This is a genomic window from Streptosporangium sp. NBC_01639, assembly GCF_045209755.1.
Classification (GTDB): Bacteria; Actinomycetota; Actinomycetes; order Streptosporangiales; family Streptosporangiaceae; genus Streptosporangium.
Map to the genome: position 1 here is coordinate 7,596,459 of NZ_CP109272.1, position 15,234 is coordinate 7,611,692.

At 68.6% G+C, this 15,234-nt stretch carries 16 protein-coding genes and 1 pseudogene; 9 read left to right on the forward strand and 8 right to left on the reverse strand.

What is annotated here, in order from left to right; all coding sequences use genetic code 11:
- The first annotated feature begins 1 nt into the window (after position 1).
- From OHA77_RS34555 to OHA77_RS34565, 3 genes are all read left to right on the forward strand, one after another.
- Positions 2-403, forward strand: coding sequence for a hypothetical protein (locus OHA77_RS34555; RefSeq protein WP_326824011.1), 402 nt, complete (start codon positions 2-4; stop codon positions 401-403).
- 79 nt (positions 404-482) lie between these two features.
- Complete coding sequence (locus tag OHA77_RS34560) at positions 483-824, forward strand: DUF202 domain-containing protein (protein ID WP_326824010.1); 342 nt, start codon at positions 483-485, stop codon at positions 822-824.
- The gene (locus tag OHA77_RS34565; RefSeq protein WP_406313498.1) at positions 821-1,144 is read left to right on the forward strand and encodes a YidH family protein; all 324 of its coding nucleotides are present in this window, start codon (positions 821-823) and stop codon (positions 1,142-1,144) included. The genes OHA77_RS34560 and OHA77_RS34565 overlap by 4 nt, the downstream gene beginning before the upstream one ends.
- A 162-nt stretch (positions 1,145-1,306) precedes the next feature.
- On the opposite strand, the gene OHA77_RS34570 is transcribed toward OHA77_RS34565, so the two are convergent.
- On the reverse strand, positions 1,307-2,422 hold the full coding sequence (locus OHA77_RS34570; RefSeq protein ID WP_406313499.1) for a ferritin-like domain-containing protein: 1,116 nt from the start codon (positions 2,420-2,422) through the stop codon (positions 1,307-1,309).
- 88 nt (positions 2,423-2,510) lie between these two features.
- Here OHA77_RS34570 and OHA77_RS34575 point away from each other — a divergent pair, with 88 nt between their 5' ends.
- Positions 2,511-3,143, forward strand: coding sequence for a TetR/AcrR family transcriptional regulator C-terminal domain-containing protein (locus tag OHA77_RS34575; RefSeq protein ID WP_406313500.1), 633 nt, complete (start codon positions 2,511-2,513; stop codon positions 3,141-3,143).
- A 67-nt stretch (positions 3,144-3,210) separates the two neighbouring features.
- Here OHA77_RS34575 and OHA77_RS34580 read toward each other — a convergent pair whose 3' ends face one another.
- Together OHA77_RS34580 and OHA77_RS34585 are read right to left on the reverse strand one after the other, a co-directional pair.
- The gene (locus tag OHA77_RS34580; protein WP_326824006.1) at positions 3,211-3,711 is read right to left on the reverse strand and encodes a lytic transglycosylase domain-containing protein; all 501 of its coding nucleotides are present in this window, start codon (positions 3,709-3,711) and stop codon (positions 3,211-3,213) included.
- Positions 3,712-4,039: 328 nt separating this feature from the next.
- A pseudogene (locus OHA77_RS34585) lies at positions 4,040-4,297 on the reverse strand (transglycosylase SLT domain-containing protein); the annotation flags it as partial.
- A gap of 380 nt (positions 4,298-4,677) precedes the next feature.
- On the opposite strand from OHA77_RS34585, the gene OHA77_RS34590 reads away from it, so the two are divergent.
- Entirely contained in the window at positions 4,678-5,163 is a 486-nt protein-coding gene (locus OHA77_RS34590) for a glutathione peroxidase (RefSeq protein WP_406313501.1), read from the forward strand.
- On the opposite strand, the gene OHA77_RS34595 is transcribed toward OHA77_RS34590, so the two are convergent.
- Complete coding sequence (locus OHA77_RS34595) at positions 5,135-6,133, reverse strand: LacI family DNA-binding transcriptional regulator (RefSeq protein WP_326824003.1); 999 nt, start codon at positions 6,131-6,133, stop codon at positions 5,135-5,137. The two genes, OHA77_RS34590 and OHA77_RS34595, sit on opposite strands and share 29 nt — an antisense overlap.
- A gap of 177 nt (positions 6,134-6,310) precedes the next feature.
- Between OHA77_RS34595 and OHA77_RS34600 the strand changes: the two genes are divergently transcribed.
- Positions 6,311-7,531: a sn-glycerol-3-phosphate ABC transporter ATP-binding protein UgpC gene (locus tag OHA77_RS34600; RefSeq protein ID WP_326824002.1), complete on the forward strand. Its 1,221-nt coding sequence runs from the start codon at positions 6,311-6,313 to the stop codon at positions 7,529-7,531.
- A 179-nt stretch (positions 7,532-7,710) separates the two neighbouring features.
- Here OHA77_RS34600 and OHA77_RS34605 read toward each other — a convergent pair whose 3' ends face one another.
- Positions 7,711-8,466 carry an SDR family NAD(P)-dependent oxidoreductase gene (locus tag OHA77_RS34605; protein ID WP_406313502.1) on the reverse strand — a complete coding sequence of 252 codons (756 nt, stop codon included), beginning with the start codon at positions 8,464-8,466 and terminating at the stop codon, positions 7,711-7,713.
- A gap of 253 nt (positions 8,467-8,719) precedes the next feature.
- Here OHA77_RS34605 and OHA77_RS34610 point away from each other — a divergent pair, with 253 nt between their 5' ends.
- The 3 genes from OHA77_RS34610 (at position 8,720) to OHA77_RS34620 (ending at position 11,835) form a co-directional block, all read left to right on the forward strand.
- On the forward strand, positions 8,720-9,277 hold the full coding sequence (locus OHA77_RS34610) for a hypothetical protein (protein WP_406313503.1): 558 nt from the start codon (positions 8,720-8,722) through the stop codon (positions 9,275-9,277).
- A gap of 19 nt (positions 9,278-9,296) precedes the next feature.
- On the forward strand, positions 9,297-11,030 hold the full coding sequence (locus tag OHA77_RS34615) for a DUF4012 domain-containing protein (RefSeq protein WP_406313504.1): 1,734 nt from the start codon (positions 9,297-9,299) through the stop codon (positions 11,028-11,030).
- Positions 11,031-11,151: 121 nt separating this feature from the next.
- On the forward strand, positions 11,152-11,835 hold the full coding sequence (locus OHA77_RS34620; protein WP_406313505.1) for a hypothetical protein: 684 nt from the start codon (positions 11,152-11,154) through the stop codon (positions 11,833-11,835).
- Here OHA77_RS34620 and OHA77_RS34625 read toward each other — a convergent pair.
- Genes OHA77_RS34625 through OHA77_RS34635 form a run of 3 tightly spaced genes read right to left on the reverse strand, consistent with a single transcriptional unit; the run spans position 11,813 to position 15,208 of the window.
- Entirely contained in the window at positions 11,813-13,177 is a 1,365-nt protein-coding gene (locus tag OHA77_RS34625; protein ID WP_406313506.1) for a polysaccharide biosynthesis tyrosine autokinase, read from the reverse strand. The genes OHA77_RS34620 and OHA77_RS34625 overlap by 23 nt on opposite strands.
- A gap of 4 nt (positions 13,178-13,181) precedes the next feature.
- Entirely contained in the window at positions 13,182-14,222 is a 1,041-nt protein-coding gene (locus OHA77_RS34630; protein WP_406313507.1) for an MraY family glycosyltransferase, read from the reverse strand.
- The gene (locus tag OHA77_RS34635) at positions 14,219-15,208 is read right to left on the reverse strand and encodes an NAD-dependent epimerase/dehydratase family protein (protein WP_406313508.1); all 990 of its coding nucleotides are present in this window, start codon (positions 15,206-15,208) and stop codon (positions 14,219-14,221) included. The genes OHA77_RS34630 and OHA77_RS34635 overlap by 4 nt, the downstream gene beginning before the upstream one ends.
- Positions 15,209-15,234 lie beyond the last annotated feature (26 nt).

Here is a 15,234-nt window from a genome sequence, read left to right on the forward strand (position 1 = left end):
TATGCGACCCCTTCCGCGACGAATCCCCGCCCTCGCCGCCTCCGCACTGGCCGCTGTCCTCCTCACCACCGGCTGTTCGGAGCTCCAGCAGGTCAGCGACGGGATCGACAAGACCCAGCAGTGCCTGCAGGCCGCCGGTATCGTCACCGAGACCGTTCAGAAGATCACCGGCGTGATGGACGACCCCGCCGCCATGGAGAAGGCACTGAACGACGGGGCCGCCAAGCTCGGTGACCTGGCCGACAGCGCGGCCAACACCACGCTCAAGGAGGCCGCCGACAATGTCGCCAAGCAGTTGGACGGCCTGAACGTCGGAAGCGCCAACGAGGCCGTCGACGCGGGGCAGAAGGTCGCGACCGACTCGGTCGCGTGGGTCAAGCAGCTCACCGACGCCTGCGGCTGAGGCCGCACGGCTCACTTACCTGCGATTCCGGGAAACCCGGGTTCTCTAGGGGGAATGTCGCTGAAATAGCGTCGTTCCCATGGACAGCCCCGGTAACGAACCGGATCCCCGGTTCACCCTCGCGAACGAACGCACCTTCCTGACCTGGCTGAGCACGTCGCTCGCGCTGAGCGCGGGCGGCGTCGCCATGGCCGCGGTCTCCGAGGACGTCTTCGTGCCGTGGATGCGGACCGTGCTGGCCCTCACCCTGGTCTCTCTGTCGGCTCTGTCGGCCGCGATGGCCTATCCGCGCTGGCGCCGCGTCCAGCGCGCCCTGCGCAGCGCCGCCCCGCTCCCGCCCCCCGCCATCGCCCCCCTCCTGGGATACGGCGTGGCGATCGTGGCGGTGCTGGCCGTGATCCTCATCCTGCTGGGCCGATGACCCCGCTGTGGGATGAGGGCCTGCAGAACGAGCGGACCCGGCTGGCCTGGGTCCGCACCGCCGCGCTGCTCGCCGTCAGCGGTCTGGGCGCCGGAGGCGCCGGACTGCGCGTCGGCGTCCCCCCGCTCGCTGTCGCCCCCTTTGTCCTGGTCGCCCTGTGCGGGGCGCTGCTACTGGCCCGTACCGGCGTCCGGTACCAGCGCGTGCAACACGCCCTGCACGGAGGCAGCCCACTCGACGAGCGGTCCGATGCCGTCATCGCCTGGCTCGGCACCGTGGCCTTCGCCGTGGGAGCGTTCGGCTTCGTGCTCACCCGTTAGGCCTCCGGCGCGGTACGGATCCCGCGCGTGGCCTGCCGGTCGGCGGGCCACGGTGCACCATCCGGCAGGAGGCAGGAGGCAGGAGGCAGGAGGCAGGAGGCAGGAGGCAGGAGGCAGGAGGCAGGAGGCAGGAGGCAGGAGGCAGGAGGCAGGAGGCAGAGGTCAGGACTCGGAACCCATGGCCACGGTCTCGGCGACCTCGGCGTGCCGTTCGGCCTCCTCGGCGGCGAAGCGCTCGGCGTCGAGCTTCTCCGCGATGTCCTCGTCCTGTCGCATCAGCGTCTCCAGGTTCTGCCCGGCCATGTCCAGGACGCCCATGTCGGCGTAGGCCTGCTGGAGACGGGGGCTCCACAGGCCGATGTCCTTGACGCAGGGGACGATGCGGCTGAACAGCAGGGAGCGGAACAGCCGGAGATATTCCGACTGGTCGACGCACTCCATGGCCTGGGCGACCTCGGATCTGCTCAGACCGAGGGTCTCCCACGTCTCCCGGCCGCGCAGCCGGTCGCGCATCAGGTAGCACCCCTCGATGACGAAGTCCTCGCGCTCGCGGAGCTCGGCCTCGGTGAGCTGCCGGTAGTAGTCGCGCAGCGCCATCCGGCCGAAGGCCACGTGCCGGGCCTCGTCCTGCATGACGTAGGCGAGGATCTGTTTGGGCAGCGGCTTGGTGGTGATGTCGCGCATCACCCCGAAGGCGGCCAGCGCCAGGCCCTCGATGAGCACCTGCATGCCGAGGTAGGGCATGTCCCAGCGCGAGTCGCTCAGCGTGCTGTCCAGCAGGGCCTTGAGGTGGGTGTTGATGGGGTAGGCGAGGCCGACCTTCTCCTGCAGGAAGCGGGCATAGGTCTCGGCGTGCCGGGCCTCGTCCATGGTCTGGGTGGCGGCATAGAACTTGGCGTCGAGTTCGGGGACCGACTCGACGATCCTGGCCGAACAGATCATCGCACCCTGCTCGCCGTGCAGGAACTGGGAGAACTGCCAGGCCGCATTGTGCAGGCGGACGTCCTTGCGCTGTCTGTCGTCCATCCTGTCCCACAGCGGCGTGCCGTGGATCGCGATGGTGGTGTCGGGGACGCCGAGCACGTTGTACGGATCGACCTCAAGGCTCCAGTCGATGCGTTTGACGGAGTCCCACTGCTTGTCCTTGCCCTTCTGGTAGAGGGCGAGCATGCGGTCCCTGCCGTCGTCGTACTCCCAGGTGAAGCGGGCGGCTCCGGCCGCCTCGACATCCCATGTGGAGAGCTCGGCCGGGATGGTGTAGAGATCGTGAGTCGACATGCGGCCTCCAGAGACGTACACCGTACGTACACCCGCGAGAGTCGCACGTACGGTGTACGGGCGTCAAGACGCAGGCGACAATGGCAGTATGCCCGCAGAGCCACTGTCCCGTCCGCGTATCGTCGCCGCGGCCATCGACCTGATCGAACGCGAGGGGGCCGACGCGGTGTCCATGCGCAGGATCGCCGCCGGCCTGGGCGTGGGCGTGATGTCCCTCTACAACCACGTGCCCAACAAGTCCGCCCTGCTCGACGGGGTGGCCGAGACCGTGCTGTCGCAGGTCGAGTTCACCGACGACCCGGACGCCGACTGGACCGACCGGGTGCGGATGCAGGCACTCGCCTTCCGGCAGATCGCCCACCACTATCCCCGCTGCACGATGGTGGTGGTCAGCCGCCAGCTCCAGTCGACCGCCGGGCTGCTGCCGGTGGATCGGGCGCTCGCCACGCTGCGCAGCGCCGGGTTCGACGGGCCCGACGCGGTCCGCATCCTGCGGGTGTTCATCGCCTACATCGTGGGATCGCTGCTGCGCGAGGTCGGCGTCACCCCGACCTTCGCCCCCGTCCCCCACTCCGACGTCGCGGTCGGGAACGTCGATCCCCTGCTCTTCCCGCAGGTGAGCGGACTGGCCCCGCAACTGGTCGACTTCGATCCCGAAGCGGAGTTCGCGTTCGGCCTGGAGTTGCTCATCCAGGCGATAGCCGTACAGCTGAGAAGGTGACGTCCGGGACCCGCCGGCCCCGGACGCCCGAGGAGTGTTCCCTTCCCCTGGACACTCCTCCTTGCGGTCAGTACCAGTTACTCGACCGGAAATGACCCCATGCTCCGCACGGTGAACCGTAGCGGCTCTTGATGTAGCCCAGTCCCCAGCTGATCTGGGTGACCGGGTTCGATCGCCAGTCCCCGCCGCTGCCGCTCATCTTCGAGCCCGGCAGGGCCTGGGGAATGCCGTACGCCCCCGAGGAGGCGTTGTGCGCCTGGTGGTTCCAGTTGCTCTCTCTGGTCCAGAGACTGTCCAGGCAGCGAAACTGGCTGTGAGACCACAGGCGGCGGGAGACGAGGCGGAACGCGATCGCCTTGTTCCTGCTTCTGGTGGTTCTCGATGCGAACCTGATGACTCTGGGCTGGGCCCGGGTGAACCACGTACCCTGATGGACGATCATCTTCGCCAGCCCTTTCCTGGCCGGCTCCATGATTTCCTTGGCTTGCCCGATCCCCGCCGAGCCGACCATGGCCGAGGCCGTGATCATGGTAACGGCGGTGTTCCGCAGGACGCGGTAGCTGTTCATGGTGATCCTTGTCCGCTGGCCGCGTGCGGGAGGCGTGCGAGAGGGCGTTGGCCCCCTCGCACGCCGGACGGTCCGGCGCCCGTGGCTCGGACGTGGACATGCCCGCGCGGTCTCGCCGGCCCGTTTCCGGCATGAGACGCCGCGACGTTTTCTCTAGGGCGCTTTCTAGTACGCCGGGGGAGGGCCGAGCGGCGGTTGCGACATGCCGTGGAAAGGTGTTTGCCCGATCTTCGTGGCCTACGGGTGATTCGGCGGGACCCGGCTTACCACCGGCGATACGCCTATGCGGGGAGAGGAGATGAAAAACACCCCGGCATGGGGTTTGGATCTAGTACCAGCCGCGTGACTGGAAATGCGCCCACGCTCCACATGGGGAGCCGTAGCGCTTCTTGATGTAGGAAAGTCCCCATTTGATCTGTGTTCTGGGGTTGGTTCGCCAATCACGTCCGGCGCTGGCCATCTTTCCGCCGGGCAGCGCCTGGGGGATGCCGTAGGCGCCGGAGTAGCGGTTGTGCGCCCGATGGTTCCAGCCGCTCTCCCTGGACCAGAGCCGGCTGAGGCAGCCGAACTGACCTCTGGTCCAGCCCCGCGCGGACACCAGGGGTGCCGCGAGGGACTTGTTGCTCCGCTGCGCCGAGGAGGCGTGGGCGGCGGTGGCGGTGGAGATCTGGGCGACCGTGGCGGTGGTGCTGACGGCGAGCGCCGAGGTGACCAGCAGAACGCTGGTACGGCGTGGCGTCGGCATAGAGAACTGCCTTTCGCTGGGATCGGAGGACGGCCGCCACGATGCCCCAGTGATTACCCGGAAGGCGAGTCGACAGTTCCTGTCGAGGTCTCTGTCAAAGATCGGTTAGGAAAAGATCATGCGCCTGGTGAGGTGTTCGGCGTCTCACCTATGGCGTCCGTCACATTTCACTTCTTGGACGCCGTAACTCTCGGATATGACAGGCGATTAAGCTGCAGATCATGACTATTCGTGATATCCCCGTACACACCCTTGCCGACGCCCCCACCACGCTGGCGGAGCTGCTCGGCGACAAGGCAGCCCTCATCGTGAACGTGGCCTCCAGATGCGGTCTCACTCCGCAGTACGCGGGGCTGGTCCGGCTCCAGCAGACCTACGCCGACAGAGGGTTCGCCGTCGTCGGTGTTCCGTGCAACCAGTTCATGGGCCAGGAGCCGGGCAGCGCCGAGCAGATCCAGGAGTTCTGCTCCACCACCTACGGGGTGGACTTCCCGCTGCTCGCCAAGGCGGATGTCAACGGCGAGGACCGGCATCCGCTCTACGCCTCGCTCACCCGGGCCCCCGATGCCGATGGCGCGTCCGGCGACGTCCAGTGGAACTTCGAGAAGTTCCTGGTCTCCCGCGAGGGCGAGGTGCTGGCCCGGTTCCGCCCGGCCGTCGAGCCGGAGGACCCCGCCGTCATCGCGGCGATCGAGAAATCCCTTTAGGGGCGCAGCTTCCCCGGACGATCAGCTCGGTGGGCAGCAGCACGCTTCGCGGGCGTCGCCCTCCGGTGCGCAGCACCAGTTCGGCCGCGCGGTAGCCGATGTCCTGGGCGGGCTGGGCGATCACGGTCAGCGTCGGGGAGCACAGCTCGGCCCAGGGCACGTCGTCGAACATGATCAGTGACAGGTCCCTGGGCACCCGCAGGTCCAGCTCCCTGGCGGCGAGCACGGCCGCCTCGCCCAGCAGATTGCCCCCGGCCAGCACGGCCGTCAGGTCGGGACGGCGCTGAAGGAGCCCGGCGGCGGCCGCGTAGGCGGAGTCGCGGCTGCCGCGCGCGGAGACGATGAGCTCCTCGTCCACCAGGTCGCCCAGTGTCTGGCGGAAGGCGGTCAGGCGCTGCTCCTGGCCGGGGCCGCCGAGGTAGGCGATGCGCCGGTGGCCCAGCCCCGTCAGGTAGTCGACCGCGGTCTGCACGCCCGCGCGGTCGTCCGCCAGGACCGCGGGCACATCGTCGCGCCCGGCCGCGAGCCGGTGCGCGAACACCATGGCGAGCCCGGCCCGTAACGTCGGCGTCCACGTCTCCCCATCGCCGGAGGGGACCGCGATCACCCGGTCCACCCCCTGCTCCAGCAGCATGCCGATCAGCTCCGCCTCGCGTTCCGGGTCGTCGCCGGTCGCCCCCAGGATCACCGGTTCGCCCGCCGAGCGCGCGCAGGCGAGCACGCCGTCGGCCAGCCGGCCGTAGAAGGTGTCGGTGATGTCGGGCAGCAGCAGCCCTATCCCGCCCGACCGCTGCTGGCGGAGGTTGCGGCCGAGCGCGCTGGGCCGGTAGTCGAGCTGGGCCGCGACGGTCAGCACCCGCTCCCTGGTCTCGGGACTCGCCGAGCCGCCGGACAGAACCCGCGACACCGTGGCGACCCCGACCCCCGCCGCCTCGGCGACGTCCTTGATGGTCGTACGACGCATGTTCATGGAAACGATTCCACCATGATTTCCGTAGTGGATCCAGTGCGAAGAGATAACGATGCCCCCGTTGACAAGGAAGAACCATGCCACCTCTTGACACCGATGTTCCTTTCCGATGGGATGCATGAAAACGTATCCACATCGGGTGAACGCGGGGTTGGCCCGAGGCGCTAAGGACTCTCCATGGCATCGATCGTTCTCAATAAAGTCGACAAGATCTATGCAGGCGGTGTGAAAGCCGTGAACGGCCTCGACCTTGAGATCAAGGACGGCGAGTTCATGGTGCTCGTCGGGCCGTCCGGCTGCGGCAAGTCCACCGCCCTGCGCATGATCGCGGGCCTTGAGGACATCAGCGGCGGTGAGATCGTCATCGGCGACCGGGTGGTCAACCACCTGCCTCCGAAGGACCGTGACATCGCCATGGTCTTCCAGAACTACGCGCTCTACCCGCACATGACCGTCGAGGAGAACCTCGCCTTCGGTCTCAAGCTCCGCAAGATGCCCAAGGCGGAGATCTCCAAGCGGGTCAACGAGGCCGCCAAGATGCTCGGCCTGGAGCAGTACCTCAAGCGCAAGCCGGCCGCCCTCTCCGGTGGTCAGCGCCAGCGTGTCGCGATGGGCCGCGCGATCGTCCGTGAGCCGCAGGCCTTCCTCATGGACGAGCCGCTGTCCAACCTGGACGCCAAGCTCCGCGTCTCCATGCGCGCCTCCCTCAACACCCTGCACGAGCGTCTCGGCGTGACCACCGTCTACGTCACCCACGACCAGGTCGAGGCCATGACCCTCGGCGACCGCGTCTGCGTCCTGCGCGACGGTCTGCTCCAGCAGGTCGACACCCCGCAGAACCTCTTCGACAAGCCGGTCAACCTGTTCGTCGCGGGCTTCATGGGCTCCCCGTCGATGAACTTCGTCAACGCCGAGCTGGTGCGCGGCGACGGCGGCGCGGCCGTGTCGTTCGCCGGTTTCAACCTGCCGGTGCCGAGTGAGACCTTCGCCGAGAAGCCCGGCCTCGACGAGTGGGTCGGCAAGCAGATCATCCTGGGCATCCGTCCCTCCGACTTCGACGACTCCGTCGCCGCCAACGGCAGTGCCGGAGGCTGGACCCGCCTGCAGGTCCGCGCGGAGGTCACCGAGGAGCTCGGCTCCGAGATCAACGTCCTGTTCCTGATCGACGCCCCGCCGGTCCAGCACCAGGACACCGTCGCCGCGGCCGACGCGGGTGACGACGAGGAGGCGGCACTCCCACTGGTCGGCGACAAGTCGCTGTGGACCGCCCGGGTCAACTCCCGCAGCCACGTCCGCCCCGGCCAGAACATCGAGCTGGTCGTGGACACCCACAACCTTCACTTCTTCGACCCGGTCTCGGGTCTGGCGATCGGCCACCCCGCCAACGCCCGCGTCTGACCAACCCCGTAGGCCGAAAGGGCCCGTGCCACGACCCCCTCCCGTGGTGCGGGCCTTTTCGTGTCCGTACCGGCCACCGTGTCCCGTGCCCGCCGCGGCCCGCGCTCTGCCCGGCGGGCGCACCGCCGATGGCCGAGGCGGCGGGTGACCTCTCCGGGTCCGCGTCCTGCCCGGCGGGCCTACCGCCGGCGGCCGAGGCGGCGGGAGACCTCTCCGGTGAGGCCTCGGGGGACCAGCCTGCCGACCCCGACGATGACCTTGTAGCGGATGTCCGGGACGCTCACCCGTCTGCCGCGGGCCAGGTCGCCCATGGCCTCGTTCACCACCTTGTCCGCCGAGAGCCACAGGAAGCCGGGGATGCCGGAGACGTCCATCGAGGCGCGGTCGTGAAACTCGGTCCTGACGAACCCCGGGCACAGGGCCATCACCCGCACGCGGCCGCCGGTCAGCTCGGCGGCGATGGACTCGCTGAAGTTGACCACCCACGCCTTGGACGCGCTGTAGGTGCCCCGGGTGAAGAACGCCGCAACCGACGCGACGTTGACCACCGCTCCCCGGTCGCGCTTCCGCATCCCCGGCAGCGCGGCCAGCGTCAGCCGCAGCACCGCCTCACAGTGCACCTTCAGCATCCGTAGCTCGTCGGCGACCGGAACGTCGAGGAACGCACCGGGATGGCCGAAGCCGGCGTTGTTGACCAGCAGGTCGACCCCTTCCCGGAGCCGCTGCTCGACCGCGGTCAGCCCCTCCTCGGCGGCCAGGTCGGCGGCCAGCACCTCGACCTCCACCCCGTAGCGCAGGCGCAACTCCTCTGCGGAGGCGCTCAGCCGCCCCTCGTCACGGGCCACCAGGACGAGGGAGAAACCGTCGGCGGCCAGGCGGCGGGCGAACGCGGCACCGATGCCGGCGGTCGCGCCCGTGATCAATGCGGAAGGCATGTCCGAAGTCTAGGGGCCTCCTCACCGGCTCCGGCGACCGACTTCTCGCCCCTTCCGGGCGATCCTGTCCGGCTGCGGCGTGTCGCTTCCCGAAGGTCAATGTTCCGAGGGCAGTCGGCGATCGTTCGGTAATGTGCGCGAGCCGTACGGGCTGTCCCTATGCGGGGGTGAATATAACGGGTTCCGGAGACATGTCGCTCGTGTTCCGAGTGGTGTGTTCTATGGCCTGAATCATCGCCACCAGGAGTCAGAAATGACCGGAAAACAGACGATCTCTCTTCTCATCGCGATGGCTGTTGGAGGTGGACCCGTGCTCGGAATCGCCGAAACGGCGACCGCCGCCGCACTCTCGCCGCTGACGGCGGCCTCGCCGACGAATCCCTATCCGCCACGCCCCGACTTCGGTGACCCCTTCCTGGGGGACTTCGACACGGACGACCCGCTCCTGTCGGAGATCGAGGACCGCGTCGAGGGCAAGGTGAACGCCATCACGGGGAAGGTCGAGGACGAGGACGAGGACGAGGACGAGGACGACGGCCCGGCAATCGTCCAGGACTCCAAAAACCGGCAGGTCATCACGTTCACCGACAACGGCTGGGGTCATCACCGAAGGTGCGGTGGATGCGGCGGGTGCGGCGGGTGCGGCGGGGGACACCGGACGGTCGCCGCCGCCACCTCCGGTGCCGATGAGCTGCCGTTCACCGGAGCACCCGTGGCGCTCATCGCCACGGTGGGCGCCGGCCTGCTCGCCGCCGGTGCCGCCGGAACGCTGATCTCCGTACGGCGTCGCCGATCTTCCAGTGCACTCTAGGGGGCGCAGACGAGTCGTCGTGGCCGGCCTGCTGGGTCTCGTCGCCGTCATTGTGCCGGCCGGGGGCTGGTCGGCCCATCTCGCCCTGAGCGTGCGCGACCATCTGGAGGCGACCAGGAGCGCGCTGCTCCAGTTGCGCACGCTGGCGAGCACGCGTGACCTCGAGCCGATGGCCCGGATGCTCGCGGACGCCCGGTGGCACGCCGCCGAGGCGAAGCGGCTCACCGCGGGCCCCGACTGGTCGGTGATCGCCCACGCTCCGATGGTGGGAGACGGTGCGACGACCGTGCGCGGGCTGGCCGAGAGCGCCGCGGAGCTGACCGAGGTGCTGGCCGCCGTCCAGCGGGTCGGTGGGGCGCTTCTGCCGGTGAAGACGCACTCCCCGGGCGGTATGACCTCGGTGCTCGACACACTCGACGCTGCGACGCCGGTGCTGGACGACGCCGTCATCCGGCTCGCACGGGTGAGGTCCCGCCTGGCCGCCACGCCCTCCGACACCGGCGTCGACCTGCTCGACCAGGCACGCGGTACGGCTCTGGACGGAGTCGATCAGTTGCGGGGCTGGCTCGGCAGCGCGGCGACCGTCGCGGCCCTGCTCCCGCCGATGCTGGGCCACGACGGCCCGCGCCGTTACTTCATGGCGTTCCAGACCAATGCCGAGGCGCGGGGGACCGGAGGCCTGGTCGGCGCGTTCGGCATCCTGCGGGCCGGACCCGGCGGGATCGGCATCACGCGGCTGTCCGACAACAAAGGTCTCGCCACGAGTCCGGCACCTGTCGCCGATCACGGTGCGGACTTCCGAGCACGCTACGGGCCGAGCGCGGTCAGGATGCTCTCCATCTCCAACCTCTCCCCGCACTTCCCCTATGCCGCGGCCACCTGGACCGGGCTGTGGGAACGGCAGACCCACCGCCGGCTGGACGGTGCCATCGCGATCGACCCGCTCGGCCTGTCCTACCTGCTTGAGGCGATCGGACCGGTCACCCTCCCCGGTGGGGAGAGGGTGACCGCCGAGAACGTCGTCGACCTCACCGAACGCACCGCCTATGCCCGGTATACCGACCCGACGGTGCGTAAACGGTTCCTCATCACGGTCGCCGGAGCTGTCAGCGAGACGCTGCCCAAGGCCCTCACCGAGCCTTTCCGGCTGCTGCCCGCCCTGCTCCACATGGTGGACGAGCGCAGAATCCAGATCTGGAGCCGCCGCGGCGCGGAGCAGTCACTCCTGTCGGCGGCCGATGTCGGCGGTGTGCTGCCCCGGCGGCCGGGACCGTTCGCGGGGCTGGTGGTCAACAACTCCGCCGGCGGCAAGCTCGACTACTACCTGAAGCGCTCCCTCGACTACGAGCTGGGCCCGTGCTGGAGCGGGCTGCGCCCCACGACGGTCCGGGTCCGGCTCACCAACGACGTGCCGGACCGGAGCCTGCCCTCCTACGTGACCGGCCGGATGGACTCCCCGCGGCTCCACCATGCGGTCGGCTCCAACCTGTTGTGGGTGTCGCTGTACGCGGGGGCCGGAACGAAGATGAGGACGGCACGGCTCGACGGTGACCGGGTGGCGGTCACGCGAGAGGATGAACGCTCCCATCCCGTCTACTCGACCCTGCTGGAGTTCGCCCCCGGGCAGTCGAGAACGCTGGAGTTCGATCTGCTGGAACCCTCCTCCGGCCGGCAGCCGCTGGTCCCGGTGCAGCCGCTGGTCCATCCCCAGCACACCCGGATCGTGTGGAACACGCAGGGCTGTACCCGCTGACCGAGGAGCCGTGGCAGAAAGCGGTGGCCGCGCGCACGCCGTCCCTCCGGCACCTGCAGTAAAGGGTAAAGCGCGGCGCGCCGGAGACGAAAGCTCGGAGGGACGCTCTACCGTCGCGCTCATGCGGGATTCACCGGAGACCATTGAGAACAGCCTGCCCGCCCGGCTCCCCGGTCACGAGAGCTGCGGCCGGCGGTGCTGGAGGGACGTGGAAGCGGTGCCCGCTCCGGGTGACGCCCCCAGGTTCCGTATCCTGTACGTCTGCACAGGCAATCTCTGCCGTTCCCCGTTGGCGGAACGGCTGACCCGGTCGGTCCTGGGACCGTGCCCGGCACTCCAGGTGATCAGCGCCGGCACGCACGCCGAGCTGGGAAAGCAGATGGCCGAGCGGGCGCAACGCGTGCTGATCCGGCTTGGGGGAGATCCCGGCGGGTTCGTCTCCCGCCCGCTGACCCCCGAACTCGTGGCCGCCGCCGACCTGGTGCTGACCGCCGGTTCCGAGCACCGTGCCGAGTCGGTGGCCAGGCATTTTCCGGCGGTCACCCTGGCCTTCACCATCACCGAGTTCGGTACGCTGGCCCAGGCCGTGCCGTCCGCCGCGGTCACCCGCCATGAGGACCCCGTGTCACGGGCCCACACACTGATCGCCGAGGTGAGGGCACTGCGCGGGCTGGTGCGGGTGGACCGGCCCGATATCCCCGACCCCTACGGGGGGTCCTGGCTGGCCTACCGGATCGCGGGGCGGAGGATCGCCACGTCGCTCGCCGTCCCGCTCCGGCTGCTCACACATTCACCGTCGTCTTGACCTCGGCGTCGTAGCCGTAGCCGTAGCCGTATTCCTGACTGTTCCTGACGGGCGCGAAGTTCAGGACGGCGCCCACCACGCGGACGTTGATCGACGAGAGCATCTCGGTGGCACGGACGACGTGCTCCTGCCGGGTCTTGCCGTACCGTGCGACGAGCAGCGTGCCGTCGCAGACCGTCGAGAGCGTCGCGGCGTCGGTGACGGGCAGCAGCGGTGGTGCGTCGACGATCACCATGTCGTAGGTCTCCGTGAGCTGGGCGAGCACATTGCGCATCACGCGCGAGCCGAGGAGCTCGCTCGGGTTCGGTGGGATCTGACCGCTTGGCAGGATCGACAGTTCCGCCTCGCCCCACGTCTGGATGACCCCCTGCAGCCCGGCCTTTTCGATCAGCACGTCGGTGAGGCCCGTCGTGCCCTCGATTCCGAAGTAGTACGGGATACGCGGGCGGCGGAGATCGGCGTCGACCAGGATCACCCGCCAGCCGGCCTGCGCGAGTGTGATCGCGAGGTTGGCGGCTGTCGAAGATTTTCCCTCACCCGGCAGGCAACTGGTGACCACGAGCGATTTCGGGTGCCGATCGACACCGACGAACTGCAGGTTGGTGCGGAGCGAGCGGAACGCCTCGGCCCTGGACGACCGGCCATGGCTGCGGACGATCAGCGGAAGGCGCCGTGCGTCCCGTTCGTAGCCGATGATCCCCAGGATGGCGGTCTTCGCTGCCTGCTGCAGGGCCTTGTCCGACTTTATGGTCGTGTCCAGGCGGTCGCGGAGGACGAGTGAGCCGAGAGCGAGGAACAGCGCGATCATCACGGCAAGCGCGAGGTTGACCAACGGCCGGGGGCTGACCGGCGTCACCGGGAGGTCCGCCCGATCCACCAGGGTGACACTGACGCTGGCGCGGCTTCGAGGGGTGGGCCGCTCGATCTCGTTGATCAGCTTGGGGAACTCGGTGCCCAGGGCATTGGCCAGCTGTGCGGCGCGCGCGGGGACGGTGTCGGTGACCGTGGCCCGGATGAGCACGGTGTCGGGGATGGACTCCGCGGTGATGTTTCCCTGAAGCCGCTGCACGTCATCGCCTTCGGTGATCTTTTCGATCACACGGCGGCTGGTCAGCAGTTCGGCGTAGGACTGCACACGCTGTTGGGACAGCATCCCCGCCTGGTAGGCGGTGGAGAGGCTGCCCTCCCTGTCATGACCGGAGACCAGCATGGTGATCGTCGCGACGTATCTCGGTGGCGTGTGGGCGGTCACGAAGGACGCCGCAGCCACCGCCAGGACCAGGGAGAACAGGACGAGCAGCCAATTCCTGCGTATGAGCCGCATGTAGTAGAGCAGATCCACTGGATCAACGCAGCCTTTCGGGGATTCGTGAATGAGCCTTGGAGCGCAGGAACGGCGAGTAAACGTTCACGCCCTGCAGCAGGATGATGAGGAGAAGGGCGGTTCCGCCCCCGGTGATCGCCGCGGCGATCGCCGGTATCCACTTCAGAGCCACCGCCAGGCAGAGCGCGCCGGCGAACGCTGTGATCATGCCGAGCATCATGGCGATCACCCGGGTGCCGAAGCCGACCTGGCGGAGCCGGTGTGAAACGTGGTCGGTGCCGCCCGCCAGCGGTGAACGGCCCACCCTCATCCGTGAGATGAACACGACACCGGTGTCGACGGTTGCGATGAAGGTCGGCAGAAGCAGCCCGGAGACCATGGCGCCGGGGTCCTGCCCCGTCACCAGGACGACCGCCGAACAGCTGAGGACGAAGCCGATGAACAGAGCCCCGGAATCCCCCATGAATATCCTCGCGGGAGGCCAGTTGTGCAGGAGAAAGCCGAGGCTGGCGTAGGCCAGCAGGGTCAGCAGCAGCCCGAGCGCCGGCTGGGCGGACACGAAGGCCGTCCCCGCCAGGAAGGCGGCGGCGACCGTGGTGACGGCTCCCAGCGTGCCGTCCATGTTGTCCAGCAGGTTGAAGGAGTTCGTCATCACCACGATCCACACCACCGTGACGGCTCCGTCCACCCAGCCGCCCGTCAGGGTGATCTGGACACCGGAGAACACGACCCCGCTCGCCGTCGCGGTCTCCACGGCCAATCGGGTGAACATGGACAGCGAGCCGATGTCGTCGATCAGACCGAGCAGGGCGATCGCGGTGGCGGCCAGGAGGATCGCTGTGATCCGCCGATCGGCCAGGCCCAGCACCGCCGTCGCGGGCACGACTGTGGCCAGCACGATCGCGACGCCTCCCAGGTAGGGAGTCGGACGGGCATGGGCCTTGTTCCCGCCGGGACGGTCGGTGAGGTCCCACCGCAGGGCCAGACGCCTCAGCGGCACGATGGCCGCGGCGCTGAGGAGAAAGGCGGCCGCTCCTGCGGCGAGGGGGATCGTTCCGTTCACCGGATGGACACCGCGAGATCCGCGCGGGCCTCCGCGACGACGTCCGCGAGGATCTCATCGAGAGCGCGTTGTGGAGTCCAGCCGGTGAGCTCGCGGATTCTGGTGGTGTCGGGAACCCGGCGCGTCATGTCCTCGAAGCCCTGCTCGTAGGCCTCGTGGTAGGGGATCAGGTCGACACCCGACGGGGAGCCGGTGTGCTCGACGACCAGCTTCGCCAACTCCAGGATGCTCACCTCGTCGGCGGAGCCGATGTTGAAGGTCTGCCCGATCGCCGCGTCGTCGTCGAGAAGTCTGAGCAGCGCGTCGACGACATCCGTGACATGGGCGAAACAGCGGGTCTGGGTGCCGTCGCCGAAGACCGTGAGGGGCATACCGCTGAGCGCCTGCCGTACCAGGCGGGGGATGACCATGCCGTAGGCCGGGCTCTGCCGCGACCCCACGGTGTTGAACAGCCTGACCACGATCGTCGGCAGGCCGCGTTCCTTGTGGTAGGCGTTGGCGAGGATCTCGTCGACGGCCTTCGCGGTGCTGTAGGCCCAGCGCACCACCGCGGGGCTGCCGAGGATGCGGTCGGAGTCCTCTCGGAGCGCGCCGGAGGAGTTCTTGCCGTAGATCTCGCTCGTACTGGTGACCAGGATCTTCTTCCGGTATCGGTGCGCGGCCTCGATCACGATCTCCGAGCCGCGGATGTTGGTCGTCAGGGACCGTAGCGGCTGTTCGACGATCAGTTTGACGCCGACCGCGGCCGCGAGGTGGACGACCACGTCGCACCGGTGGACCAGCTCATCCACCATGAGCTCGTCCAGAACCGACCCGTGCACGAAGTGCAGGCGGGGATGAGGCTGCAGGTTCTCCCGCCGCCCGGTGGACAAGTTGTCCAGGACCACGACCGACTCGCCGCGGGCGAGCAACGCGTCGGCCAGATGCGATCCGATGAACCCGCTGCCGCCCGTTATCAGATAGGTGTTCCTTGATGTTTTCTTCACTGGCTTCCCTTATTACGTGCGTGGAG